Consider the following 23,277-nt stretch of genomic DNA (forward strand, 5'->3'; position numbering starts at 1 on the left):
TGGGGGTGGTGGTGAAGCGGGTATCGACCTCGATGGTGATGTTCAAGCCCTCAGGGGCAGGCCCCTCAAGCTCCGAAAACACCCCCACCATGAAAGGCATCAGGTTGCCTTCACGGATGTTCGGTTCGTCATCCAGGCCAGTGAACTCGGTACTCACGTGGCTTTTTGTCACACTGATGCGGACCTCTGCGCAGTCGCTCATCGCGTCGAGTGGCTGAGACGCGACAAGCACGTTCCGCAGGAGGACTTCAGCCTCGCTGCCGGTGCTTCGGACCTGCAGTCCGAAGCGCTGGCTGTCGGGCGAGTCGGCCGGGATGGTGGAGGCGATCAGTCCGCCTTCGGGCGGGAGGTCGTCGAAGACGGTGCAGGGGATGCTGGCGTCGACTTCGAGGGGAAGGTAGGAGATCAGTGGTGCTTCGACACTGGTGGTCTGGCCGTCTTGGGGCCAGCTGACCGTGGCGGTGGTCTGGTTAACCGGCAGCAGCGGCGTGGCTACCGCGAGCAGAAACCCGGCAAGACCAGTCAGCAGCGCAACAACCCGCGCTACGCGAACACCACCATCGGGGATCGAACCAACAGAACTCGGCACAATCCCCGATGGTATTCGTACCGCACTGCTTTACCGCACGACGGGCCGTTGCAGTGCACCGCACATGCTATTGATGTGGGTAATCCTCGTCGTCCGGAACCTCTTGCAGCTGCTCCGCGACATCGGCTTCGTTCGCGCCGAAGATGTCCGCCGCGCTCACCGTCCGGGACGGTGACGCTTCTTCGTCGGGGGTGACGGCGAGTTCTTGTTCGAGCCGGTCCGCCTCAGGAACCTCCGCATGGGAGGCCGGCATCACCCGGCGCGAGGACGGGGTGCGTGCTGACATTCGTGCTCCTCCTTACATCGCTGTCGAGAGTGAGCCCGCAGGTGAGCTGCACGTTGAATACCCAGTCTAGTGAAGTGAGCTCGCACCGCTACCGCCTCGGCAGAACGCCATTGCAATTGAGCGCACACAAGCCCGCCCGTTATGCTCTATCTCATATTCGGAGGTGCGGTATGCGACTACGTGCGCTACTAGCGATTTGTGTTATCGCGGGCGCTGCCGCGTGTGGTGGCGAATCCGCGGAACCGGCCGGAAACGGTTCCCGCGATGCGAATGCCGCGACCGAGGCGGCACCGACCGCTCCGGAACCGCAACAGCCAGAGATGGCGACCGCGCCCGCAGATGACGGCGCGACAGAGATCATCGTCGCAGACAGTGAATTCGGCGACATGCTCTACGCGGGAAATGGGCAGGCGATCTACCTGTTCGATATCGAAACCGACGGTCGTCCGCTTTGTTACGACGACTGTGCGCGCGCCTGGCCCCCGGTTCTCACCGAAGCGGCGCCCCGGGCGCTGGCCGGTGCACACGAAATGCTGGTCGGTACGGTTGCGCGTGATGACGGTGCCACGCAAGTCACGTATAACGGCTGGCCTCTCTACTTTTATGCTGCCGAGGGGCTGTGGGAGGTGAAGTGCCACAACGTCACCGGGTTCGGTGGACTGTGGCTGGTAGTGACCCCGGAAGGTAACGCCGCTCCCCATTGAGGACGAGGCCACCTGCGGTCGATATGGTGTGCAGGCGGCCTCATGCTGCATTGATGCTAGCGGCTGAGCGGCGTGTCCTCAGGTGTTGCGATCCCGGCCTTTGCGCGGAAGTGCTTTTCGATTTGTTCGAGGCTGCGGCCCTTGGTCTCGGGAACACAGCGCCAGGTGAAAAGTAGCGCGACTACGCAGATGACTGAGAAACCGGCGAAGAGCTTGCCCACACCGAACGCCTCGAGTAGTGGTGGGAAGCCGAAGGACACGACACCGTTGGCGCCCCAGAGCAAGACGGTCGCAACACCCATCGCGGCGGCTCGGATACCCAGCGGGAAAATTTCTCCCAGCATTACCCAAACCATGCTGCCCCAGCTCATCTGGAACAGGAAAATATAGGCGGACATGCACGCCAGTGTCACGATTCCGACAAGGCCGAATCCGTCAGGTTCGGGAAGCAGCAGGTTCGTCGCGGCGAGAATGCCCAAGCTCAGCGCGGTACCGATTGCACCAGCGATGAGTAGCGGCTTGCGGCCCCATCGGTCGGCGTACGTGAGTGCGAGCCAGATGGCGAGGATATTCATGACACCGATGATGAGGTTGGCGGCCACCGCGGCCTGATCGCTGAATCCGACGTTCTGCAGAGTCGTGGGTGCGTAGTAGATGATCGTGTTGATGCCCATGGTCTGCTGCAGTATTGCCAGGCCAAGTCCCACGATGAGGATCGGTCGCACCCACGGAAGCGTCAATGCCCTAAGGCTTTGCGCGCCCTCCGCCTCTTCGGCTTTCTCGATGTCGTGGATCTCACGCAATTCGCGCTGAGCCTCATTAGGCGAGCGATCGTACAGAAGGATCGTCAGGGCTTCATTCTCACGGCCCCGCTTCACCAGCCAGCGCGGTGTCTCCCAAACGAAGAAAAGCCCGGCCGCGAACATGAGTGAGGGGATGACGGAGAGACCAAGCATCCAGCGCCACGACTCCATCGGGGTGAAGGCCCAGCCGATGAGGAAACCAATGAACTGGCCGGTGACGATCGCGAGTGCGTAGAACGCGGTGACTTTGCCGCGAATTCGTGCGGGTGCCAGCTCCGACAGAAAAACAGGCAGTGTGACAGCAGCGAGTCCAGCTCCGAGGCCGACGATGAAGCGGAAGAAAAACAGAGTGCCTGCATCGGGCGCGAGCGCCATGCCCAGAGGTGCAACGATAAATACTACGGCGGTCGCAAGCAGCACCTTCTTGCGCCCGAACTTGTCGGAGTGCTTTCCACCGACAGCGGCGCCGATGACAGCGCCAAACATCAGGGCGGCCACGAGCCAGCCTTCGGCGAAACTGGTCAGTTCGAAATCACGACGGATGTAAAGAAGGGCCGCAGAGATAACGCCTGTGTCGTAGCCCCAGTTGAGGCCGCCAAGTGCGCCGAAAAGATAGATGAAGATCGTGTTCTTCTTCTTGCGTTGCGGTTGGCCGGTATGTTGGCCGGCATCGTTCTTGTTCGTTGTCAACGATTCTTCCTCGGTCGAGTGCGGCAGTACCTTGTGCTGCCTAGGGCAGTTGGGGCAACCTGCGTTCCATCGTCCGCTCGGGTGACGTGTGACGGAGACGGTGTGGGCCACAGGACTTTGTTAGAACATTATGGCTACAGTCACAACACTTTGTCCATACATTCTGACTAAGTCAAGGGGTGGGGGATGCCGCAACGGCACCATGCTCCGCAACAGGGGTGCGTCTTCCGCTTCATTCGCCGTCGTTGTCGGGCAGCGATTCACCCTTGGCCCACGCGGTGACGATTCTGTTTGCGTCGGGCCGGCGCGGCATTGCGACGATCACCAGGTCGTCCACTCTTAGCTTTGTGCGCGGTGTGGGCATCAGCAGCCGAGGTCCGCGTGTGATCGTTGTGATCAGGCCGAGCGGTGGCATTACCTCACTGAGGTATTTCCCCGCGATCGGCAGGTTCGACGTGACCCGGACTTCGACAAGCTCGGCGTTGAGGTCCCCGATGGGGATACCTTCCGCGACGGGGCTCCAGACGTCGCCCTCGCGCGTGAGGTTGAGCCACCCCGCGACGGTCCGGATGCTCATTCCCTGGACAACCGCCGATATCAGGACGACGAAGAAGACCATATTGAAGATGAGATCGCCGTCGGGATAGCCCGCGACAGCGGGGAACGTTGCGAGGAAGATCGGCACTGCGCCGCGCAATCCGACCCAACTGGCGAACGTCAATTCCTGCCAGGTGAATCTGAACCAAATCAGGCATGCAAGGACCGCAATGGGGCGGGCCACCAAGATGAGAACAGCTGCGATGGCAAGTCCAGGCAGTGCGACGTCCACGAGGTTCGTCGGAAACACCAGCATGCCGAGCATGAGAAACAACCCGACCTCTGCGGTGTTAGCAAGCCCTTCGTGAAAGGTCCTGATTCCGCGCCGATGCAGCGGCACGCGCGCACCAACGATCAGTCCGGTTACGTAAACGGCCAGGAAGCCGGACGCTCCACCCGCGGCGGCGAGACCGTAGGACAGTCCGGCCACGCCAAGGCCGAGGACCGGGTAGACGCCAGCCGGGCCGAGCGCGGTCACGAGCAGCAGTCGGCTGCCCGCAAAGCCAACTAGTGCGCCGATGAGCAATCCGCCCCCCAACTGCGTGACGGCGAACGAAATCCAATCGCTCGTCGGTGGCGACTCAGTCCAGGTCGCGATAAGCCCGACTGTCAGCATGATGGCCATCGGGTCGTTAGCGCCCGACTCCACTTCGAGGAGGGCGGACATTTTCCGGGGCAGTGGGGCGCGGCGCAGCATCGCGAACACGGCGGCCGCGTCAGTGGATGCTACGACCGCACCGATCAGCAGCGCCGTTAGGAGGTCGACATTGAGTATGAAGTAAGTGGCCCCGCCCAGCAGAGCCGCAGTGATCACCACCGCCACGGTGGCCAATAGGAGACCCGGTGCAGCGGCTCTTCGCACGTCACTCGGCTTTGTAGTAAGGCCCCCCTCGTAAAGGATGAGTAACAGTGCTACGGTACCGACGACCTGCGCTATTTCGGGGTCATCGAGAGAGAACAATCCAAGTCCGTCATCGGAAATGACCATGCCGAGTCCCAAGAACAGCAGTAGGCCCGGCATCCGGATACGCTGGGCTAGCCCAGCGGCCAAGATCGCGGCAATAAGCAGCAGAGCGGCTGCCAATACCCAGCGATCCGCTGGCAATTGAATACTCATAATCCTCTTGATGCTGTTGAGCGGGGACAGAAAGGAGCTTACCGGTGGGTGAAGTGCCACCTCTGTCTCGGCGGCGAAAGGTCAAGCCTTCCGCCCCGATCGAGAGATTGATCGTTCCGCTCGACGGAACTGATGAGGCGGAGGCGGCGATCACGCCGGCAGTGAAGATTGCTCGCCAGCTCAGCGTGACACTGGAGCTTTTCACTGTGCACGACCCGGTGCGCGGGCGGTGGGCGACGGACATCGATACAGTTGCGGCTGAAACGGGTTATGACGATGTGGAGGTGGTCTGCGTCAGCGCAGGCTGGGCGGGCGATCACCTTGTGCACATGGCCAGCGAAGTCCCGGGTACGGTCATCTGCCTAGCGACCCACAACCGGGATCGGTTCTCCCGCATGGTCACCGGCAGTGTGACCGAGCATGTGATCCGGGTATCACCGCACCCGGTGCTTATCGTGGGGCCTGAGTATGAGCCTGCGTTCGAACCGGACAGCTACCGGGATTGTATTGTCTGCCTCGACGGCAGTGACCGGGATGAAGCTGCCCTGCATACCGCGCAGCTATGGGCGCGACAGCTCGGCTTGACGATGCACCTCGTGCATATCGACTCGCCGCGCAAGCCGGACGAGCCGCAAGTATTTGAAGAGTCTCTCGCCGCTCGCGCAGAAGAGGTCGCGCTTTCGGGGATACGTGCGGAGTACGCGCACATCCTGCACACGGACCCTGCTGAAGGTATTCGCACCCTTCAAACTCGGTTGCCTGGCTCGCTGGCTGTGTTGACCAGCCGTAACCGCGGTGTCACCCGATGGGCAGTGGGCGGTGTTACCTCGACTGTGCTGGCGCACAGTCCAGCGCCTGTGCTGCTGGCGAAGCCGCCGGACGTTTCCTGATCCCCGGATTACACCGGCAGCTTCCGGAAGATCGGGCGCGGCACATGCCGCAGAGCCGACATGACGAGGCGGAGTTGTGCGGGCGCCCACACTAGGTCCTTGCCTTTGCGTGACGCTTTGACCGCGATTCGGGCGACTTCTTCTGCGGTAATCGTCATAGGGGCGTCGTCCATCCCGTCGGTCATCTTCGTGCGCACCATGCCTGGCCGCACTACGGTGACGACGACGCCGAATGGCCGCAGCGCCTCCCCGAGTCCCAAGAAGAAGCCATCGAAGCCAGCTTTGCTGGAGCCATACACAAAGTTCGACCGGCGCACTCGTTCACCGGCAACGGATGAGAGCGCGATGATTCGTCCGTATCCCTGTGCTTTCATCTTGTCGCCGAGCAGAACACCCGCAGAAACAGCAGCCGTGTAGTTGACGGTGGCAAGTTCGACAGCTTTGCCCTGGTCCTGCCACATCTCCTCGGCATCGCCGAGAACGCCGAATGCCACGACCGCCACGTCGATGTCTCCCCCTGAGAAGGCTTCGTCGAGGGACTTCTCGTGGCTTGCCGAATCCAGCGCGTCAAAGTCGACCAGCACTACGGTCGCGCCCATGTGGCGCAGGCGGCTCGCGGACGCTTCACGCCGGTCTGAGGGTCGCGCGGCGAGCACCACGCGTGCGGGTCCGGCCGCGAGATACTCCTCAGCGATCGCGAGGGCGATGTCGGAGTTACCACCAAGCAACAGGATTGATTTTGGGTTGCCAACAGCATCGATCATAGGAGTTCCAGCCTTCGCGCGAGATCGGAGGTAAACACACCATTCGGGTCGACGGACCGTCGTATTTTGATCCACTCGTCGATCCGCGGATACATTGCGTGGAAGGTTTCAGCGCTGGTGCGGGAATCTTTCGCCAGATACAGGCGGCCGCCCATTTCGAGAACACGCCGGTCAAGGTCGGTCACGAGTTCATGCAGTCGAGGTTTGATAGGGAAGTCCACGCAGATGTTCCAGCCGGGCATCGGGAACGACAGCGGGGCGTCGTTGCCCGGGCCAAAGCGTTTGAACACGTTGAGGAACGAATAGTGCCCAGAGTGAGCGATGTCGTGGATGATTCTGCGGAACTCTTCAACGGCGCTGAGCGGCACGATGAACTGGTACTGCAGGAAGCCCGTGGTGCCGTAGGCGCGGTTCCATTCACCGAACAAATCGAGCGGGTGGTAGAACTGCGTCAGGTTCTGAACCTTGTTCCGGTACGTGCCCGACTTCTGGTACCACACCTCGCCGAGCATGCTGAACGTGAACTTGTTACCCATCCCGTTGGGGAAGATGTCCGGCAGGGTCATCAGCGTCGGCGCGTCAAACTTCAGCGGATTCTTCTGCAGCTTCTTCGGTAGCTGATCGAGCTTCGCGAGCGACCCCCGGGAGATCGCTGCCCGTCCCAGTTTCGGCCCTGTCGAAATCGCGTCGAACCAGCCCGACGAGTAGTCGTACTCGTCCTCACTGCCATCGCTGTGCAGGGCAATCGTTTCGTCGAGATTGCGGGTGCGGTCGCCATCAGCGATGAAATATGCGGTCTCGGTGGGTGTCATCTTAATGACGGCACGCAAGATGATGCCCGTGAGCCCCTGACCGCCGACCGTTGCCCAAAACAGCTCAGAGTTCTTGCCGTGCGGGGTGAGGGTGCGGACTTGACCGTCAGCTGTCAGCAGGTCCATCGACACCACATGGTTGCCGAAACTACCGGCACTGTGATGGTTCTTTCCGTGAATATCCGAGCCAATCGCACCGCCAATCGTCACCTGACGGGTGCCGGGAAGCACGGGAACCCACAGTCCGAAAGGCAGCGCCGCCTTCATTAGCTGGTCGAGGTTCACGCCCGCGTCGACGTCGACTAACTGCGTGTCAGCATCGATTGAATGGATCTTGTTCAGCGGATTCATGTCGATCACGAGCCCGCCGGCGTTCTGTGCGGGATCGCCGTAGGAGCGGCCTAGCCCGCGGGCGATGATCCCGCGCTTCAGATAGTCCGGCTTCTTGCCATCCGCGCGCTCACTCGCCATGCGAACAGCTTTGGCGATCAGCTCGACGTCCGGCGTCGAAAGCACGTGGGCAGTCGTTGGCGCCGTGCGCGCCCAGCCCATCAGCGTCGTTGTGTGGGTCGGCAACTCCGGGCTGAAACCCGCGCCGTCCGATTTGGCAGTCGTTGACATCGAGGTAGAGGTTACTCGCCCCGGGTGCCCGGTTGTGTGTGACAGGCCAATCTCAGTCTCCGCTTAAGGAACTGACGAAAGCCTGGATGCCCTTCTCCCACGTCTGGTCAAGTTCTGAACCTGGCGGGTAGCGATTGTCGATCTCCAGGATCGCCATTCCGTGTGCGTAAGACCACAGCGCTTGAGCAAGGTGGGGGTCGTTCGTTACGAGGAAGAACGGTTCCCCCGCCCATTCTTCGAGGCCATCGGGGAGATCGCTGCGCGGCATTTCGCCGACCGTGGCAAGCCGGTACATGTTGGGACTGGACTGGGCCAGTTGCCGGTATTCGTGCAGCAGCGCGGCTATCGAATGTTCTTGCTGAAGTGCCGCGTGGAGGCGTTCCCCGGTTTCGGCCAGAGCGTCGGTGATGAGGGCGGCGCGCAGGGCATCACGGTTACGGAAGTGTTTGTATAGCGAGGGTGCCTTGATGCCGAGTTCAGCGGCAAGCACGCGCATCGTCACGGCGTCCCACCCGTGAGCCTCCACGAGTCGGCGCGCGCATCGGGTGATTTCCCGGGCGCGCGCCGATAACGGGGGCGGCTGGGGTGTCACTGAGCGCGCGCCTCCACTCGCTGTTTGAGTGCCTCGTTCATCGCGGCAAATCCGTCCTCAACGTCGAGGGCGCCGCCTGCGAATGGAACGAGAGCGCCGCGGAAGTGTTCTCCATGTACGAACCGTACCTGGCCGCTGCCGAGGGATTCGATGAGGAAATAGTGCTCCCCGTCGATGATGCCTGGGACGGGGAATTGCCCAAGCCAGCGCAGTTCTCGGCCGGCGTCAGCAACTGTGATCGTGGGTGTGAACGTCATCTCGCTCGTGCCGTTAAGCAGCGTGTTGGTCAACTGCGTGCCGACTGCCGCAGTGCCACGTGACTCGATGATAAACGGATTCCATTCGCTGTACCGGTCAAAATCGGTGAGCACATCCCAAACGGCACCGGCGTCGGCGTCGATGACGATCGAAGTTTCGATCTGCGGTTTCGTGATGGCAGTCCAGGCGTAGCTGCCGACCGCGATGAGAACGACAACACCAACGACGCCGATGATGACCTTGATGATTCGCATAACCCCTCCTCAGCTAACACTGTTAGCCTCTAGTATGAGCTAACAGTGTTAGCCACGCAAGGTGGCGACAGTTGCGCCGCCGAATCAGCGGCGCGCGCTACTCTCACCTCGTGACATCACCGTCCGAGGAACATCACGAGACGCCGCTGCCCGTCGAGCTTCCGCTCGATGAGTACACGAGCACCGCAGACGTACCTCTAACGACGCAGGTTTTCCGGTTCGGTGTGACGGGCGGACTGTCCGCAATCGTCGACTTCGGCACCCTGTTGGCCTTCCTGGCTTTCGGGCTGCCGTTTTGGCTGGCCAAGTCGATCAGCTTCATCCTCGGCACCACCACCGCGTACATGATCAATCGCCGCTGGACATTCAAGGCGCCGCACAGCAATGCGCGGTTCTTTGCGGTCGTCGCGCTTTACGGTGTGACATTCGCGCTGCAGGTCGGCATTTCAACCGCGCTGTACCACTACTTCCCCGCGGATGCGTGGTGGCGGGTGCCCGTTGCCTTCGTCATAGCGCAGGGCACCGCTACGGTGATCAACTTCATCGTCCAGCGTACGGTGATCTTCAAGATCCACTAACGGGCCGCGGCGAGTCCGTCCAGCTCCAGGGTGAGCGGAAAGGGTTCAGCCGTGGCGAACGTTCCCCGGACGGCGGGCGCCTCCTGGTAACCGAAGTCTCCAGCAAGGTGCAGCGCTGCAACAGTCACCGGCTCATCGAGATCGACAACCCAGTAGTGCGGGATCCCCGCTTCTGCATACTCCGATCGCTTCGTCACAGTATCCGTGCGCTTTGACCCGGGCGAAACAACTTCGACCGCGATGAGAACATCGGTTGCAGCCACACGCTTTTCGGGCCCGTCGGTACGGGTCACGACCACATCCGGCACGCGGACCGTTGCAGGAAATGCTGCCTCGACCACAACTTCGAAGTCGAGGAGGGCTTCGAACCCAAGCGGAAGCTGCGAATCAAGCTGCTTCCAGATCCGTGCTGCGGCGCGCTGATGCTGCCGCTGTGGTTTCGGGCTCACAATCAGCACGCCTTCCTGGAGTTCGATGCGGGCAGTGTTGTCTTCCGGAAGTGCATTCCAGTCTTCCAGTGACAGCAGCCGCGCCGAATGCGCGCTCGCCATGGTGTGTTGCCTCCAGCCGCGTGTGAAACGTCAGACTTAAGATTAGTGGCTCATCGCAATGCGGGGTGTGTGCGTCGACGACGTGCAGGGCTCGTGTCGTCACGGCCTGGTTTCGCCGACCCTCACCTTTCGGGCGGACCCGTGCAGCATCAGTGCCACCCCGCTGAGCAGTGACACTGTGGCGGTAAGGAGGAGCAGGACCCCCAGGCCCAGGTCGGGGATCACTGCACCAGCCAGGGCCGGTGCGGTGACCGAGCTCAGGGCCCCCACAATCAGGCAGGCAGTAAACGCCGCGCCGGCGCGCTCGGGTGCCAGCTCGGCGGTCCAGACCGCGAGGACCGCCGATCCTGTCATGTACCCCACGCCGAAGATGCACGCCGAGGCCGCCGTGGCGGTCAGGGAGTCAGTGGCCAGCCCGAGCAGCGCCAGTGCCACACCAACCGTCACGAGACACAGCGCTGCGACCCGCACGCTGCCCAGCCGCTGCGCGAAGGCCCCGGTCGCCACGCCCACCATGCCGCAGAACCCGATGGCCGCGTAGAGCATCGGAACGGCTGCCGCCGGAAGGGCGCCACGCTCGAGTACGTCGGCGGCGTAGGTGAAGTAGATGACAATGACCGCGAAGTAGGCCACGGAGTAGGCGCCCGGGACGCGAAGTGTCCGGGCCAGCGAGGATGAACCGGCCCGTGTGGCCGGGCGCGGGTCCGGCCTGGCTTTCGGCACGAGGCGCAGGTTCACGAGTGCGGAGGCCACCGCAGCCAGGGCGATACCGGCCCAGGCCAGCCGCCAGGAACCCAGTACTGCCAGGACGGCCAGCCCACCCAGTAGCACCAGCCCGCCGCTGGTGCCGGTGGTGATGATCGCCAACGCTCCGGGCTGCTGCTGCAAAGGGACGGAACGGGTCACGATGTCGGAGTAGGGCGCCCATACCAAACCGCCGGCGCTGCCGGCCAGGACTACACCGACTGCGAGCAGCCCCGAGGGCTCGGCGAGCGTCACGATCACCGCCCCCAGGGCGCCGCAGATCCCGCCCACGGTCGTCGGGGCACGTGAACCGAAACGGGCAGCGAGTCGCCCCGCCAGCAGCAGGCCGGCAAGGTAACCCGCGAACGTTGCGCTGGAGATGAAGCCGAGCAGCAGCTCGGAAAGTCCCAGGTCGGCCCGGATACTGGGCAGCGTCAGACCGTAGGCGTAGCGGGCCATGCCGAAGGCGACCCCAACCACCAACGCTCCGGCTAGTCCGATCCGGCCGCCTGCGGAGAGGGCCATCGTTACCTCCTCGATTGGCGCAGTGCCGTGGAGTCGCTGACTGCATTGCAAACCTCTGTCAGGAGGACCTCCATAACGGGCGTTACGCTACACCAGAACGGTCGTTCTGTCCCGGTGCTCCTTACACTGGGGGGATGACCACCGCCCAGCGAATCCCTGCGCGCACCCGGCTGCTCGAGGCCGCCGATCGCGTGCTGTTCGAACGCGGTATCCGGGACACGCCCGTTGATGAGTTGCTGCGTCAGGCGGAGGTCTCGGCGGCCACCTTGTATGCGCACTTCGGCAGCAAGGACGCCTTGGTTGCCGAGGCCCTGCGTGTCCGGCTGGCAGACTGGCGGGCGGTCTGGGACCAGCACATCGTTGCGGCCGACAATGACTTGGATCGGTTGCTCGCGGTCTTCGACGCTCTGGCCTCCTACCGGGGCGACCAGCGTCATCCCTCACGGTGGTGCGCCTTCCTGGCTGCGGCCACCGAGTTCCCCGAGGCCGCGGAGGAGATCAGCGAGGTGCTGACCGGTGACACAGCCCTGCTCGCCGACCGTCTCCTGCACCTGTCTCGCCCGCTTGCCGGGGCACGCGCCCAGGACCTGGCCGATGAAGTGCTCCTGGCCTACAGCGGGGCCCTGACCGGATTCCTCCGCGGCTCCCCCCAGTCACCGATCGATGCCGGCCGTCGCCTGGCCCACGCAGCAGCCCGAGCCCACAGCAGCGACTGACGCGCCCCTCACGCGCGGAACGATGGCAACAGTCCCTGTTCGTGGGCTTCTTTCAGCGTCGGCGCCGCTGCGTCCTTATCCGAGAGGACCGGATCGAGTGGTCGCCCGGTATGGCCGATGTGCGGCCAGGCAATGCCGATTTGCGGGTCGAGTGGGTTGATGCCGTGTTCTGCTTTCGGGTTGTAACCGCTCGTGCAGAGGTAGAGGGCCGTCGAATCGTTATCGAGCGAGAAAAAGGCATGGCCGAGGCCCGCCTCTATAAACACAGCGCGTTTCGACAAGTCGTCGAGCAGCACACTGTCCCACTGGCCGAATGTCGGTGAGCCGACCCGAATGTCCACGACGACGTCGAGAAGCGCGCCGCGTACACACGTCACGTATTTCGCTTGCCCCGGCGGTATGTCCGCGAAATGGATTCCGCGAAGCACGCCCTCGCCGGAAACAGACCAGTTCGCCTGAACAAGTTCGAACGGCTGGCCGGTGGCTTCAATGAATACGTCTTGCTTGAACCATTCGAGAAACACCCCGCGATCGTCCGAGAACTGCCGCGGTGTCACCTCCCAGGCGCCGGGAATCTTCAGCTCACGAAACTCCATTGCCATCCCCTTCGAGAAGTTCCAGCAGGTAGCTGCCGTATCCAGACTTCATCAACGAGTGCGCAAGACGCTCAAGGGCGGCATCGTCGATGTAACCGCAGCGCCAGGCCACTTCTTCTGGAGCGCTGATTTTGAGGCCCTGTCGGTGCTCGATCGTTCGTACAAAGTTGCATGCTTCGAGGAACGAGTCGAAAGTCCCTGTGTCAAGCCAGGCGGTGCCGCGGCCCAGGCATTCCACCGAAAGCCTTCCAGCACGAAGATATTCGAGATTGATATCGGTAATCTCGTATTCTCCCCGCGCTGACGGCTCGAGGGCGCGGGCGATGCTGACGACGTCGTTGTCGTAAAAGTAGAGTCCCGGCACGGCGTAGTGCGACTTCGGCTTCGCAGGCTTTTCTTCGAGCGACAATGCACGCCCGTCTGGGCCGAATTCGATGACCCCATAGGCGGACGGATCCGAAACCCGATACCCGAACACGAAACCGCCATCAAGACCATGGAAACGTTTCAGGCTAGTGCCGGTACCAGGTCCGTAGAAAATATTGTCACCCAAAATCAGCGCGACTGAATCAATACCGATGTGCTCGGCACCGAGCGTAAAAGCTTGTGCCAGCCCCTGAGGTTTCTCCTGAACGACGTACGTCAGATTGATGCCGAACTGCGAGCCATCACCGAGCAGCCGCTGAAACTGAGCCTGATCGTGCGGAGTGGTGATGACAAGAATGTCCTGAATCCCCGCCATCATCAGCGTGGAAAGCGGGTAATAGATCATCGGCTTGTCATAGACAGGCAGCAATTGTTTACTGACGCCCAACGTGATCGGGTGCAGCCGTGAACCTGTGCCGCCCGCCAGGATGATTCCCCGCATGCAGCCATCGTGTCAGGTTCGCGTCGTGAATCAAGAACCACCCCGAACGGTGGCGATTCAGCAGCCCGGAAGCATAGAGCCTTGCTCGCTGCCGTACCGGTGTCCAAAACCTGGGCTAGCCGCGAGTGAATTGGCTAGATCAGCGCTGACCTGCAGATAACTGATAACGGGAAGCCACACATGTAGTTCCGGCGCGGGCTGAAACAGAAGATTCGGTTGCCACAGCGTGACCGGGTCCGTGGGGTTCTCGACGAGGGCGGTGCGTACGGTTGTGCGGTCAACACCCGGTGGCGGGCCAGCCCACAGTGCCCCGCACGTCTCGATTTCTGGAGCGAAGCCCGTCAGGGCGGCGAGGGCTGAGGCGCCCGCAACTGCCCCCATGCTCAGACCATAGAGATAGATGTTTGGACGGTCGTCGGCCGGGATGTTGCGGATCTGGTGCGAAATTTCCCGCGCGAACGCTACTGCTGCCGCTTCTGCTTCCGATCTTCCGAACAGGTAGCTCATCCAGCTCGGTCTTTGCGAGTACGCCATGGCCGCGATCGCTAGGTCCGCACCGAATCGGGCTTCCATTGCGTCGAGCGCGTTCGCGTCAAGCCAGCCGCTGCCTGTGGGAAACGCAAGCACCAGATGCTCCTTGCGAAGTCCGCCGGCCCGCTCGAGCTCAGCACCGACAAGACGAGCCCGATCGTCGACAGTTGCCGCGGACAGCGGTCCAGCGTAGACGCGCACGGAGGTGGTCGCGTTCGAAACGAAGCGCTGACCGTGGCTGCCGAGCTCGTCCCAGCGCACCAGTGACGCTGTGCTGCCAGCGAGCGACGGGTTCCCCGCCACCGATGCCGGAATGGCTAAGCCTGCCGGTTGCACTGAGCGCGTGACAACCGTGTTGCCCAGCGGCAGGACAAACGTGTACACAACGGCAACGGACGCAATGGTGGCAACGACTCCGCGCCTGAGCGGAACGAATACGCGTGGCACGTTACGTGCCGTGACGACGACAAGGCCGGTCAGCGCGGCAGTTGTCACTGCGGTGAGCGTCCAGTGGGTCACACCGATCGTCGGCATCCCCATTTCCGTCCGCAGCAGGTTCTGCCAGCTCCAGTTGAACCAAAGCGCGCCCAGCGCAGCAAATACCGAGATACCGGCTGCTGCGGCACCGGCAAGGGGTGCGAAACCACACCTGAACCGCCGGACACCTGCGAGCAGAACCAGGGCCGCGACGACGAAGAGGGCCGTAACCACGGCCTGCATCGGCCACGCGCGCGGCAGCACCCCGGGAGTCAGCGACAGCGCAACCCCCAGAGCGATCGCAGCAATCGGACCGGAGTGCGCCATGAACCAGGGCGTGGTCACACCAGCAGCAACCGTTCCGACGGGGTGTGCCGGCGTGGGGGTTTTTCGGTGAAGCTGCGTTACAGCCATAGTGAGTAATCCTTCTGTGCCAGAAAGCAAAGCGGCACCGGGCCAGGCCCGGGTCTTGGAGACCGCCCGTCTCAGGGTCGGGTAGGGGTGTCTCCCAGGAGGCGCCGGAGTTCCTGCTTACGCGGGCGGGCGCTGACCAGGGCCAGTGCGAGCGCCGCCCCCAGACCGATCAGATGAATCGGCAACCAGGGCTCATGAATGGGGACACCCAGTCCTTGCCGCAATGAGTTCGCTCGGACCGCGGTCGCGGCGACAGCGGCGGCGGTGGCGCACGCGGGGGCGGGTGTTGTTGCGGTGCTGCAGCTGTCTGCGAGCCGTTCGGCGAATACGTCGTCGATCCGCAGCCTGGCGGTCGGTGGCAGGGGCTCATTGGTCTCCGCGCCGTAACGCAGAAGGTCGTACCCAAGGTCGTGCTCACGGCACGCGTCGGTGAACTCGGGCGGCAGTGGCACGGGCGACGAGCAGTCCCCGTCTGGATTGACCCAGTAGTCGTCGATCCGTTTCGGTGTGTAGCCCGCTACGGCAGGAAAGGCGTCGGGCCACCAGTTGTCCTCGGCCGGGGATTGCGCGGTGAACGCATCGATCGCGTCCCGGGCGTGGGTGGGTGGGGCCTCGCGATCTGTGGCTGCCGCGCGCACCGGTGCAACAGCGTAAAAAGTCAGCGCGGTCAACACGACAAACCCGGCGAACATGCGTCGCCGCGCGGCCCGCACCGACGCGGAACTCGCTGGAGCTGGATCTCTCATGGGGAGCGAAACTATGGTTCACGGACCCGCTGGAACATCACCTTCCCGGCGGAAAAACGCGGTGATACCACTCGGTGACATTGGTACCGTGGTAGTACCCCGGTACCAGAGTGGGATAGCTCTGTAGTGGGAGGCACAATCGCGGGTGGCTGCGTACGGTATGTCTGTGGCAGCCGTATCGAGAATGCGTGCATCGTTTCGCACGAGAAGCGCGCTGTGGATCGACGTGCTCCTGGGCGTAACCACGACCATCCTTTTCGTCGTTTCCTGGGCGACGCTTCAGCTGACCCATGATGTGCCACTGGGCGTGCAGCCAGTGGTCGCGGCATTGACAGCAGGACCCGTGTTTTTCGCGCGGCGATCGCCGGTCGTCGCTTTCGGCGCCGCCGCCCTGTGGGCGATCATCGTTCCGATGCGGATTACCCCGCTGCCTGACTGGCCAATTCCCTGGCAGGTCGTGCACGTGATCGTGCTCTTCGTGCTGGCAGGCGCCGTGGCGATGCAGCGGCGCGTGTGGATCAGCATTATCGCGTGGGCGTTCACGCTCGCGATCTTCGATCAGGGCCCAGCTGCTTCTGAAGGTTTGACGCTGGGAGTCACCGCGCTGGTTGTGGTGGGAGTACTGCTGCGCAGCCTGGTGCTTTCCCGGGTCCAGCTTTCGGACGAGTCACGCATGCGTGAAGCGGAACGCGAGCGCCGCATCATCCTTGAAGAGCGCGCGCGTATCGCTCGGGACCTCCATGACGTCGTCGCGCATCAGATGTCCCTCGTGGTGGTGCAAGCTGAGAGCGCGCCATACCGATTGAGTGAAGTTTCTCCTGACGTGCGCAGCGAGTTCTCATCAATCGCTACGACTGCGCGCGAGGCGCTGATGGAAGTTCGTGGCCTGCTCGGTGTGCTGCGTGAGCCCGCGTCCGCCGCCCAGCGCGCCCCGCAGCCCGGTGTTCCGGACATTGAAGAGTTGCTTGCCAGCACGAAGCGCGCGGGCGTCCCCGTCTCGTGGACCATCAGCGGCGAACCGCCCGCCCATGTGAGCGCACTGATTGGGATGAGCCTTTACCGCATCGTCCAGGAGGCTCTCGCAAATGCGACTCGGCACGCGCAGGGCGCACCTGTCCGTGTGACGATTACGTACCGCGACGACACTGTTGACGCGGTCATTGCGAACAAACTGACCGCGCCGCTGCACGGAGTGCCTGGTAACGGCATCGCAGGCATGAATGAGCGCGCGCTCAGTGCGGGAGGCGAGTTCCGGGCAGGTCCAACAGCGAAAGGCAGCTTTGAGGTGCGAGCGTCGCTGCCTGTTGAGATGCGTCCGCCACTTCCTGCCGCACCAGCATAGGGTTGCACCGTGACGATCAAGCTGTTCATCGCGGACGACCAGGCCATGGTGCGACAAGGTTTTGGGGCGCTCCTTGCCGCGCAAGACGACATGATCGTCGTTGGTGACGCAGCGAACGGCTCGGCTGCGGTTGATGCGGTGCAGCGGTTGCAGCCAGACGTGGTTCTGATGGACGTTCGGATGCCCGTAATGGACGGACTTGAGGCTACTCGGCGCATTATGCGGGCAAGCTCAGTGCGGGGTCACGTCAAAGTGCTGATGCTCACTACTTTCGACGTGGATGACTACGTCTATGAGGCGCTGGCTGCGGGTGCCAGCGGATTTCTGCTGAAGGACGCGACCGCTGAAGAACTGGTCCGCGGTGTCCGCGTGGTTGCTGCGGGCGAGGCGCTGCTCGCGCCTTCGGTGACGCGCAGGCTGATTGCGGACGTCACGAAACGCCGTGCTGCCCCGCGAAACCATCGGGTCCGGCTCGCTGGGCTTACCCCCAGGGAACGTGAGGTGCTTGAACTCGTCGCGCATGGCATGAGCAACGCGGAAATCGCAGACGCGCTCGTCGTTGCCGAGCAGACGGTGAAAACGCACGTCAGCAATGTGCTGTCCAAACTGAACCTGCGGGATCGCGCCCAGGCGGTGGTGGCTGCCTACGAATCCGGGCTGGTCACTCCGGGATGACGACAGCGAGAATCTCTCACAGGACGGAACAATGCGGTTGACGATCCGTGGATCTGACGTTGCTTGGATTTGACAGAGTGCCGTGCGAATACGGCGGAGCGGAGTGGATGTGCGGCTGCTGATTACCGGTGGCGCCGGGTTCATCGGCGCGAACTTCGTGCACCTGACGGTTCGCGAGCGCCCCGACGTGCAGGTCACTGTGGTCGACAAACTGACGTATGCCGGACACCGGGAATCGCTGGCACCGGTCGCAAACAGAATTGAGTTTGTCAAAGGCGATGTCGCCGATGTCGACCTGATGCACCGCCTCGTCGGAGAGTGTGATGCGGTAGTGCATTTCGCGGCAGAATCACACAACGACAACTCGCTGCGGGGGCCAGCGCCGTTCATCACGACCAACATCAATGGAACATTCGCGCTGTTAGAGGCCGTGCGCGCGCACGGTGTCCGGTTGCATCACATCTCGACGGACGAAGTATTCGGGGACCTTGAGATCGACGATCCGCAACGCTTCACCGAAGCCACCCCCTACAATCCTTCGAGCCCATACTCATCCTCCAAGGCCTCGGCTGATCTGCTCGTTCGAGCGTGGGTGCGCTCGTTCGGAGTGAATGCCACAATCTCCAACTGCTCGAATAACTACGGGCCCTACCAGCACGTCGAAAAGTTCATTCCTCGCCAGATCACCAATATCCTCAGTGGTTTGCGCCCCAAACTGTACGGAGAGGGCCGAAACGTCCGGGACTGGATTCATGTCGACGACCATAATCGCGCGGTGTGGACGATCCTCGAGAAGGGAATCGCGGGCGAGACATATCTGATCGGAGCGGACGGCGAAAAGTCGAATCGAGAGGTTCTCGCCCTGGTTCTTGAACTGATGGGGAGGGAACCAGCGGGCTTCGACTGTGTTGCTGACCGTCCCGGGCACGACCTGCGCTACGCCATCGACTCGGGGAAGCTGCGGAGTGAACTCGGCTGGGAACCAGAGTTTCGCGACTTCCGAGACGGCCTCGCTGCAACGATCGATTGGTACCAGCGCAATAAGGACTGGTGGCAACCCTTCAAAGAGGCGACCGAGCGGGCGTACGGCGCTGGGTAGAGCGCGGGTGGGACTGTCCGATTGGCATAATTTCGGCGCCTAGATAAAAATGGTTGCTGTTTTCAGTAAACCGATTTTGATCCTTGCGAGGCGCTGTTGTCACCCGTCGCTGCGAAAAGGCGCGAAGCGTGGCGTGGTAGCGCCACGATCCGCGGCGCGCGAAGTGTGACGGTGCTCAGTGCCGGACTGATTACTGCGATCCTCGCTATCCTGGTGATTTCCGCAAGCGTTGGCCCACTTGATACCTCGCTGGCTGACGCGGCGAAAATCGTGATAGGTCACGTACTGCCCGGTATGCCGTGGATGACGGACGGCACCATTTCCGTGGCTCAGGATCGTGCGGTGTGGAACTTTCGCGTGTCGCGCACCCTTCTTGCCGCCATCGCTGGCGCCTCACTTGCGCTCGCTGGCGCGCTGATGCAGGTGACTGTGCGCAACCCGCTCGCTGAACCGTACATCCTGGGGGTTTCGGCCGGCGCGGGTGTGGGCGCCGTCAGTGCGATCGTTCTTGGGTCCGCGGCTCTCTCCGGGCTGCCCATCAGCCTCGCTGCGTTCGCGGGGGCTGTCGTCGCGACCGGCCTCGTCTACGGCCTCGCACAACAACGCGGTGTGATAGCTCCGGCACGGTTAATTCTCGCCGGTGTAGCCCTCGGGGCACTGCTGTCGGCGGTAACCAACTTTCTCACGATCACCACCGAGGCGCAGAACGTGTACAGCGTGCTGTTTTTCCTGCTCGGAAGCGTATCTGCGGCGACCTATACGCAGTTGATTTTTCCTGCTATCTGCCTTGTGCTGGTGTCTGGCGTGGTCATGCTGCGTTCACGAGACCTCAACGCAATGCTCGTGGGTGACGAGTCGGCGATCGCGCTTGGCGTGAACGTTGGCTTCTTGCGTAAGCTCCTTCTCCTTGCCGCAGCACTCCTTACCGGCGCGACAGTCGCGGTCGCAGGCGGTATTGGCTTCGTGGGGCTGGTGATACCGCACATCGCAAGGATCATCGTGGGAGCTGATCACCGCCGGATGCTCCCCGTCACAGTGCTCGGCGGCGCATGTTTTCTGATGCTCGCCGACCTGCTCTCCCGAACAATCGCACAGCCAACCGAGATTCCGCTTGGCATTCTCACTGCGGTCGTCGGCGCGCCTTTCTTTCTATGGCTGATGCGGCGTTCGTCCGCAGTGCGGGGAGGTATTAGCTGATGCGGGTTCGTTGTGATCGGCTGTGTGTGACGCTCAACGGTCGGGCGATCGTGCATGACGTTACATTCACTGTGCCTACTGGGACCTTTCTGGGTCTGCTTGGACCTAATGGCAGCGGAAAGTCGACCTTATTGCGGGCTCTGTACCGGCTGCATAAACCCTCGCGGGGCCACGTTTTGCTCGGTGAGCGTGACCTCCGATCTATGTCAGCACGGGAGTCCGCGCGGCTGGTAGCCGTCGTCGCGCAGGAGAGTCCGCACGATTTCCCGCTCACCGTGCGCGATGTCGCGCTGCTCGGCCGGGTTCCGCACCAGCGCGGGTTCGGCAGTGACTCGCAGTACGAGCTGGACCTGGCTGCGGAGGCTTTGCGCTCTGTCGGCGCTGCCCACCTGGCAGCCCGTATGTTCGCGGATCTCTCTGGTGGGGAGAAGCAGCGCGTCCAGCTTGCGCGTGCACTGGTTCAGGAGGCTCCGGTACTCATCCTCGACGAGCCCACAAATCACTTAGACATCGGATTTCAGCTCGAACTCATGGCGATGATTCGTGAACGAGGCCTCACAACAATTGCAGCACTACACGACTTGAATCTCGCAGCGACGTTCTGCGACGACGTCGTCGTGCTCGCCCAGGGGTCCGTTGCGGCTGCTGGCCCACCAGCTGATGTGTTGCAGCCGGGATTGATCCGAGAGGTCTTCGGCGTCACCGCCGATATCGTGCCGCATCCCCATGACAGCCGGACGGTTATCGCCTTCTCCGCGCTGCGAGCGGTGGATGCTGTGAAATTGACCCCCAGATTCAAGGAGTGAGGACGAATGCGCCGGACAGTTTCGGGAGCAGTGGTTGTGCTGGGCACTGTGCTGCTGGGTGGTTGCGGACAATCCGTCACACCCACAGGTGCGGCTGACGACACTGGGGTCCGCAGCATCGAAAACTGTGGCCGCACGGTCACAGTGAACGGAGAACCGGAGCGGCTGGTGTCCATGATGCCTGGAACCACAGACCTTCTGGTCCGTCTCGGAGTGGGGGACCATATTGTGGCGGAGGCACAGTCGAAGGGGGCGCCCCTCAACGCGGAGCTCGATTCCCAAGCGGTCGAGAGGTTGAGCGAGGACGGACCACCTTCCCGCGAGGTACTGCTCAACGTCGCGCCGGACCTCGTTGTTTCCCCGACGAGTTACGAATTCACCGCTGAGCAGGGTTTTGCGAGCATTGATCAACTCAGTGACGCGGGCGCCGCCGTTTACATCTCGACCGCAGGCTGTTTTGATCGGCGAAAAACGGCGGAAGTATCAGACTTGATCGTCGACATCGAAAACCTATCCGCCCTGTTGGGTACGGAACGAGTCGGTGCGGAGTTGGCGGACGACGTCCGCGCGGAAATAGTGACGATCACACAGGCAGTCGACGACCAGCCAAAGCCGACGGTGGCGCAGTTATTCATTGAGGGAACAACGATCTCGGCGGTCGGAGCGGGCCTCGAATACGACATCATTCGCACTGCAGGCGGTGACAACGTCTTCGACCCCGGTGACCCGGAGTTCTCGGATTTCATCGCCGCGGTGATTTCTCCCGAGGAACTGATCGCGCGTGATCCCGAGGTGCTGGTCGTCAGTGTGATGAGTGATGCGCACGAACAGTCAGTGCGGGCTTTGCTCGCCGATCGATTTCCCGACGTCGCTGCAGTTCGTGACGGCCGGATCATCGCCGTGTCGAGTGATGCGGTGATGCCGGGCACGTGGGGGAATCTTGAGGTATTGCGGCAGTTGGCGGGCGCGTTTCATCCGAGCGTCTTTTAAAGCTTGTCATTCGGCGGCACGCGAAAGCTCTCTTCTGATTGCTTCGCTCATGAGGTGAACCAACGGCAGTACGTCGCGCTCGTCCCAACTGTCCGCGCGCATTCCGAGGTATGCGCGGCGTGCGAGATCCAGCGCAGCGCAGTGGGGGTGGGTGAGCCGGTCTCTGGCCCATGCAGCGGCCGCGTCCTTCGAGGCGATCGTGCCGGTTGCGGCCGTCATCCACATGCGCGCGAGCGTGAGCAGAACGTTTCGCTCATCGCCCGCAACGCTGGTGAGCAGTTCGGGGAGCGTATCGGCGATCGCCCTGCGCAGATCGGCCTCCGGGACTGGATCAAACACCTCTCGTGCTGGCCTGCCAACGAGGGCCACATTGTGGTCGCGCGCTTGAGTGATGACAATTGCCAGGTCGGGGTTAGGTGCGGGCGGAGGTATGTGGTTGCGTTCGAAATCCGGCCGCAACCACTCGCCGTACAGAAACTCGTGGATGGGCGGGTAGCGCCAGGGGCGAATATCTGGCTCAGCCAGTACCGTCACCTCAAGGGGGCGGGGAGTCTCAGCGCGGTAAGGATCACCAGAGATGCCCATGAATGCCGCGGCAAGGCGCTCGCGCGCGCTCGCTGTGGTTCGGTTACGCGTGACAACTAGCACGTCGACGTCGCTCTGAGGCTGGAGTCCGCCCGTGTTCACAGCGGAACCGAACAGATAGACGCCCGCGAGCTCCGCCCCGAATTCTCGACTTACGGCAACATGCGCCTGAGCCGCTTCGGCGGGGATGGGTTGGGGCGGGGGCACGATCTGTGGACTCTGGTGTCGCTCCATCACCACCTGTCACTTCCCTGCGGGCAGAAGAGCTGCGAGGAAGGAGGTGAAGGTCGAGCCGGGAATTGAAGGGTCGGCTGCGCGCTGGATGCCGATGCCGAGTGCGAGCCCGAGTACGCCGATCATGAGTTCGTCCGGGGGGAGTGCGAATCGAATACCGCGCTCTGCAGCGAGGGTGTCTGCGATGTCGATACCGGCCGCGCGTAACCGCTTGTAACGCTGTGCGTTTGCGTCGCGTATTTCGCCATCACCCGCTGCCGAGGTGACCTCGGTCTCCAGCCGCGTCCAGCGGGCATCTCCGATCGTCTCCGCGCTCCAGGCAGTGATGGCAGTGAGGAGACCAGTAACGTCTTCTCCTGCACTGTGGATCGCTTCGCGCAGCCGGGTCGCGGCGCGGTCATACAACTGGTCCACCACCGCGACCCCAAGCGCGGTCTTACTGGCGAAGTTGGAATACACCGCACCATGTGAATAGCCCGCAGCATCCGCGACCTCGCCGATCGATGTCACTCGGTAGCCCCGGTCCAGGAACAGTTCGGTCGCTGCGTCGAGGACGCGCTGCCGCGTCTGTTGCTGACTTTCTCTCCTTGTCAGCCGTTGCATGCCGTCATCCTACTGTGCGATTA

At 62.5% G+C, this 23,277-nt stretch carries 25 protein-coding genes and 1 pseudogene; 10 read left to right on the top strand and 16 right to left on the bottom strand.

Annotation, left to right across the window (positions count from 1 at the left end):
- Together ONR57_RS04685 and ONR57_RS04690 are read right to left on the bottom strand one after the other, a co-directional pair.
- Nucleotides 1–589 (bottom strand): annotated as a pseudogene (locus tag ONR57_RS04685) (arabinosyltransferase); the annotation flags it as partial.
- A 67-nt stretch (nt 590–656) separates the two neighbouring features.
- Nucleotides 657–875: a hypothetical protein gene (locus tag ONR57_RS04690; protein ID WP_265121846.1), complete on the bottom strand. Its 219-nt coding sequence runs from the start codon at nt 873–875 to the stop codon at nt 657–659.
- 170 nt (nt 876–1,045) lie between these two features.
- Here ONR57_RS04690 and ONR57_RS04695 point away from each other — a divergent pair, with 170 nt between their 5' ends.
- Complete coding sequence (locus tag ONR57_RS04695; RefSeq protein WP_265121847.1) at nt 1,046–1,579, top strand: hypothetical protein; 534 nt, start codon at nt 1,046–1,048, stop codon at nt 1,577–1,579.
- A 56-nt stretch (nt 1,580–1,635) separates the two neighbouring features.
- On the opposite strand, the gene ONR57_RS04700 is transcribed toward ONR57_RS04695, so the two are convergent.
- Together ONR57_RS04700 and ONR57_RS04705 are read right to left on the bottom strand one after the other, a co-directional pair.
- Nucleotides 1,636–3,072 carry a sugar porter family MFS transporter gene (locus ONR57_RS04700; protein ID WP_265121848.1) on the bottom strand — a complete coding sequence of 479 codons (1,437 nt, stop codon included), beginning with the start codon at nt 3,070–3,072 and terminating at the stop codon, nt 1,636–1,638.
- 232 nt (nt 3,073–3,304) lie between these two features.
- A complete protein-coding gene (locus tag ONR57_RS04705; protein WP_265121849.1) occupies nt 3,305–4,786 on the bottom strand; it encodes a potassium/proton antiporter in 1,482 nt (493 codons plus the stop codon).
- A gap of 44 nt (nt 4,787–4,830) precedes the next feature.
- Here ONR57_RS04705 and ONR57_RS04710 point away from each other — a divergent pair, with 44 nt between their 5' ends.
- Nucleotides 4,831–5,676 (top strand): universal stress protein, encoded by an 846-nt coding sequence (locus tag ONR57_RS04710; protein ID WP_265121850.1) that lies wholly within the window; start codon nt 4,831–4,833, stop codon nt 5,674–5,676.
- Nucleotides 5,677–5,684: 8 nt separating this feature from the next.
- Here the strand turns inward: ONR57_RS04710 and ONR57_RS04715 are convergent, their stop codons facing one another.
- The 4 genes from ONR57_RS04715 to ONR57_RS04730 are packed head-to-tail and all read right to left on the bottom strand — an operon-like array spanning nt 5,685 to nt 8,977.
- Nucleotides 5,685–6,440, bottom strand: coding sequence for a decaprenylphospho-beta-D-erythro-pentofuranosid-2-ulose 2-reductase (locus tag ONR57_RS04715; RefSeq protein WP_265121851.1), 756 nt, complete (start codon nt 6,438–6,440; stop codon nt 5,685–5,687).
- Complete coding sequence (locus ONR57_RS04720) at nt 6,437–7,873, bottom strand: FAD-binding oxidoreductase (RefSeq protein WP_265121852.1); 1,437 nt, start codon at nt 7,871–7,873, stop codon at nt 6,437–6,439. The genes ONR57_RS04715 and ONR57_RS04720 overlap by 4 nt, the downstream gene beginning before the upstream one ends.
- A 52-nt stretch (nt 7,874–7,925) precedes the next feature.
- On the bottom strand, nt 7,926–8,465 hold the full coding sequence (locus ONR57_RS04725; protein ID WP_265121853.1) for a TetR/AcrR family transcriptional regulator: 540 nt from the start codon (nt 8,463–8,465) through the stop codon (nt 7,926–7,928).
- Nucleotides 8,462–8,977, bottom strand: coding sequence for an SRPBCC domain-containing protein (locus ONR57_RS04730; protein ID WP_265121854.1), 516 nt, complete (start codon nt 8,975–8,977; stop codon nt 8,462–8,464). The genes ONR57_RS04725 and ONR57_RS04730 overlap by 4 nt, the downstream gene beginning before the upstream one ends.
- A 110-nt stretch (nt 8,978–9,087) precedes the next feature.
- On the opposite strand from ONR57_RS04730, the gene ONR57_RS04735 reads away from it, so the two are divergent.
- On the top strand, nt 9,088–9,555 hold the full coding sequence (locus ONR57_RS04735; RefSeq protein ID WP_308198647.1) for a GtrA family protein: 468 nt from the start codon (nt 9,088–9,090) through the stop codon (nt 9,553–9,555).
- On the opposite strand, the gene ONR57_RS04740 is transcribed toward ONR57_RS04735, so the two are convergent.
- A complete protein-coding gene (locus tag ONR57_RS04740) occupies nt 9,552–10,106 on the bottom strand; it encodes a Uma2 family endonuclease (RefSeq protein WP_265121855.1) in 555 nt (184 codons plus the stop codon). The two genes, ONR57_RS04735 and ONR57_RS04740, sit on opposite strands and share 4 nt — an antisense overlap.
- A gap of 99 nt (nt 10,107–10,205) precedes the next feature.
- Nucleotides 10,206–11,426, bottom strand: coding sequence for an MFS transporter (locus ONR57_RS04745; RefSeq protein ID WP_265121856.1), 1,221 nt, complete (start codon nt 11,424–11,426; stop codon nt 10,206–10,208).
- Nucleotides 11,427–11,509: 83 nt separating this feature from the next.
- On the opposite strand from ONR57_RS04745, the gene ONR57_RS04750 reads away from it, so the two are divergent.
- Complete coding sequence (locus ONR57_RS04750; protein WP_265121858.1) at nt 11,510–12,091, top strand: TetR/AcrR family transcriptional regulator; 582 nt, start codon at nt 11,510–11,512, stop codon at nt 12,089–12,091.
- 8 nt (nt 12,092–12,099) lie between these two features.
- On the opposite strand, the gene rfbC is transcribed toward ONR57_RS04750, so the two are convergent.
- The 4 genes from rfbC to ONR57_RS04770 all read right to left on the bottom strand — a co-directional run bounded on the left by rfbC (nt 12,100) and on the right by ONR57_RS04770 (nt 15,723).
- The gene (gene rfbC, locus ONR57_RS04755) at nt 12,100–12,687 is read right to left on the bottom strand and encodes a dTDP-4-dehydrorhamnose 3,5-epimerase (RefSeq protein WP_265121859.1); all 588 of its coding nucleotides are present in this window, start codon (nt 12,685–12,687) and stop codon (nt 12,100–12,102) included.
- On the bottom strand, nt 12,674–13,555 hold the full coding sequence (rfbA, locus tag ONR57_RS04760) for a glucose-1-phosphate thymidylyltransferase RfbA (RefSeq protein ID WP_265121860.1): 882 nt from the start codon (nt 13,553–13,555) through the stop codon (nt 12,674–12,676). The genes rfbC and rfbA overlap by 14 nt, the downstream gene beginning before the upstream one ends.
- Nucleotides 13,556–13,612: 57 nt before the next feature.
- Nucleotides 13,613–14,977, bottom strand: coding sequence for an alpha/beta-hydrolase family protein (locus ONR57_RS04765; protein ID WP_265121861.1), 1,365 nt, complete (start codon nt 14,975–14,977; stop codon nt 13,613–13,615).
- 71 nt (nt 14,978–15,048) lie between these two features.
- Complete coding sequence (locus ONR57_RS04770; RefSeq protein ID WP_265121862.1) at nt 15,049–15,723, bottom strand: phospholipase A2; 675 nt, start codon at nt 15,721–15,723, stop codon at nt 15,049–15,051.
- Between the two features lie 166 nt (nt 15,724–15,889).
- Between ONR57_RS04770 and ONR57_RS23270 the strand changes: the two genes are divergently transcribed.
- The 6 genes from ONR57_RS23270 to ONR57_RS04800 all read left to right on the top strand — a co-directional run bounded on the left by ONR57_RS23270 (nt 15,890) and on the right by ONR57_RS04800 (nt 21,832).
- Nucleotides 15,890–17,065 (top strand): sensor histidine kinase, encoded by a 1,176-nt coding sequence (locus ONR57_RS23270; protein WP_265121863.1) that lies wholly within the window; start codon nt 15,890–15,892, stop codon nt 17,063–17,065.
- 9 nt (nt 17,066–17,074) lie between these two features.
- Nucleotides 17,075–17,740, top strand: a complete 666-nt coding sequence (locus tag ONR57_RS04780; protein ID WP_265121864.1) for a response regulator transcription factor — start codon at nt 17,075–17,077, stop codon at nt 17,738–17,740.
- Nucleotides 17,741–17,849: 109 nt separating this feature from the next.
- Nucleotides 17,850–18,839 (top strand): dTDP-glucose 4,6-dehydratase, encoded by a 990-nt coding sequence (gene rfbB, locus ONR57_RS04785; protein WP_265121865.1) that lies wholly within the window; start codon nt 17,850–17,852, stop codon nt 18,837–18,839.
- A 165-nt stretch (nt 18,840–19,004) separates the two neighbouring features.
- Nucleotides 19,005–20,036 (top strand): iron ABC transporter permease, encoded by a 1,032-nt coding sequence (locus ONR57_RS04790; RefSeq protein WP_265121866.1) that lies wholly within the window; start codon nt 19,005–19,007, stop codon nt 20,034–20,036.
- Complete coding sequence (locus ONR57_RS04795) at nt 20,036–20,842, top strand: ABC transporter ATP-binding protein (RefSeq protein WP_265121867.1); 807 nt, start codon at nt 20,036–20,038, stop codon at nt 20,840–20,842. The genes ONR57_RS04790 and ONR57_RS04795 overlap by 1 nt, the downstream gene beginning before the upstream one ends.
- A gap of 6 nt (nt 20,843–20,848) precedes the next feature.
- The gene (locus tag ONR57_RS04800; protein ID WP_265121868.1) at nt 20,849–21,832 is read left to right on the top strand and encodes an ABC transporter substrate-binding protein; all 984 of its coding nucleotides are present in this window, start codon (nt 20,849–20,851) and stop codon (nt 21,830–21,832) included.
- A gap of 6 nt (nt 21,833–21,838) precedes the next feature.
- Here the strand turns inward: ONR57_RS04800 and ONR57_RS04805 are convergent, their stop codons facing one another.
- Both ONR57_RS04805 and ONR57_RS04810 read right to left on the bottom strand, forming a co-directional pair.
- Entirely contained in the window at nt 21,839–22,651 is an 813-nt protein-coding gene (locus ONR57_RS04805; RefSeq protein WP_265121870.1) for an aminoglycoside adenylyltransferase family protein, read from the bottom strand.
- Between the two features lie 9 nt (nt 22,652–22,660).
- Nucleotides 22,661–23,254, bottom strand: a complete 594-nt coding sequence (locus ONR57_RS04810; protein WP_265121871.1) for a TetR/AcrR family transcriptional regulator — start codon at nt 23,252–23,254, stop codon at nt 22,661–22,663.
- Between the last annotated feature and the right edge of the window lie 23 nt (nt 23,255–23,277).

Source organism: Hoyosella sp. YIM 151337 (assembly GCF_026041215.1).
Classification (GTDB): Bacteria; Actinomycetota; Actinomycetes; order Mycobacteriales; family Mycobacteriaceae; genus Hoyosella.

Coding starts and splice junctions, on each gene's coding strand:
- ONR57_RS04770 (WP_265121862.1), bottom strand. CDS start 15,723: ATGAGAGATCCAGCTCCAGCGAGTTCCGCGTCGGTGCGGGCCGCGCGG.
- ONR57_RS04810 (WP_265121871.1), bottom strand. CDS start 23,254: ATGCAACGGCTGACAAGGAGAGAAAGTCAGCAACAGACGCGGCAGCGC.
- ONR57_RS04805 (WP_265121870.1), bottom strand. CDS start 22,651: ATGGAGCGACACCAGAGTCCACAGATCGTGCCCCCGCCCCAACCCATC.
- ONR57_RS04750 (WP_265121858.1), top strand. CDS start 11,510: ATGACCACCGCCCAGCGAATCCCTGCGCGCACCCGGCTGCTCGAGGCC.
- rfbC (WP_265121859.1), bottom strand. CDS start 12,687: ATGGAGTTTCGTGAGCTGAAGATTCCCGGCGCCTGGGAGGTGACACCG.
- ONR57_RS04765 (WP_265121861.1), bottom strand. CDS start 14,977: ATGGCTGTAACGCAGCTTCACCGAAAAACCCCCACGCCGGCACACCCC.
- ONR57_RS04715 (WP_265121851.1), bottom strand. CDS start 6,440: ATGATCGATGCTGTTGGCAACCCAAAATCAATCCTGTTGCTTGGTGGT.
- ONR57_RS04730 (WP_265121854.1), bottom strand. CDS start 8,977: ATGCGAATCATCAAGGTCATCATCGGCGTCGTTGGTGTTGTCGTTCTC.
- ONR57_RS04690 (WP_265121846.1), bottom strand. CDS start 875: ATGTCAGCACGCACCCCGTCCTCGCGCCGGGTGATGCCGGCCTCCCAT.
- ONR57_RS04740 (WP_265121855.1), bottom strand. CDS start 10,106: ATGGCGAGCGCGCATTCGGCGCGGCTGCTGTCACTGGAAGACTGGAAT.
- ONR57_RS04705 (WP_265121849.1), bottom strand. CDS start 4,786: ATGAGTATTCAATTGCCAGCGGATCGCTGGGTATTGGCAGCCGCTCTG.
- ONR57_RS04795 (WP_265121867.1), top strand. CDS start 20,036: ATGCGGGTTCGTTGTGATCGGCTGTGTGTGACGCTCAACGGTCGGGCG.
- ONR57_RS04695 (WP_265121847.1), top strand. CDS start 1,046: ATGCGACTACGTGCGCTACTAGCGATTTGTGTTATCGCGGGCGCTGCC.
- ONR57_RS04800 (WP_265121868.1), top strand. CDS start 20,849: ATGCGCCGGACAGTTTCGGGAGCAGTGGTTGTGCTGGGCACTGTGCTG.
- rfbA (WP_265121860.1), bottom strand. CDS start 13,555: ATGCGGGGAATCATCCTGGCGGGCGGCACAGGTTCACGGCTGCACCCG.
- ONR57_RS04720 (WP_265121852.1), bottom strand. CDS start 7,873: ATGTCAACGACTGCCAAATCGGACGGCGCGGGTTTCAGCCCGGAGTTG.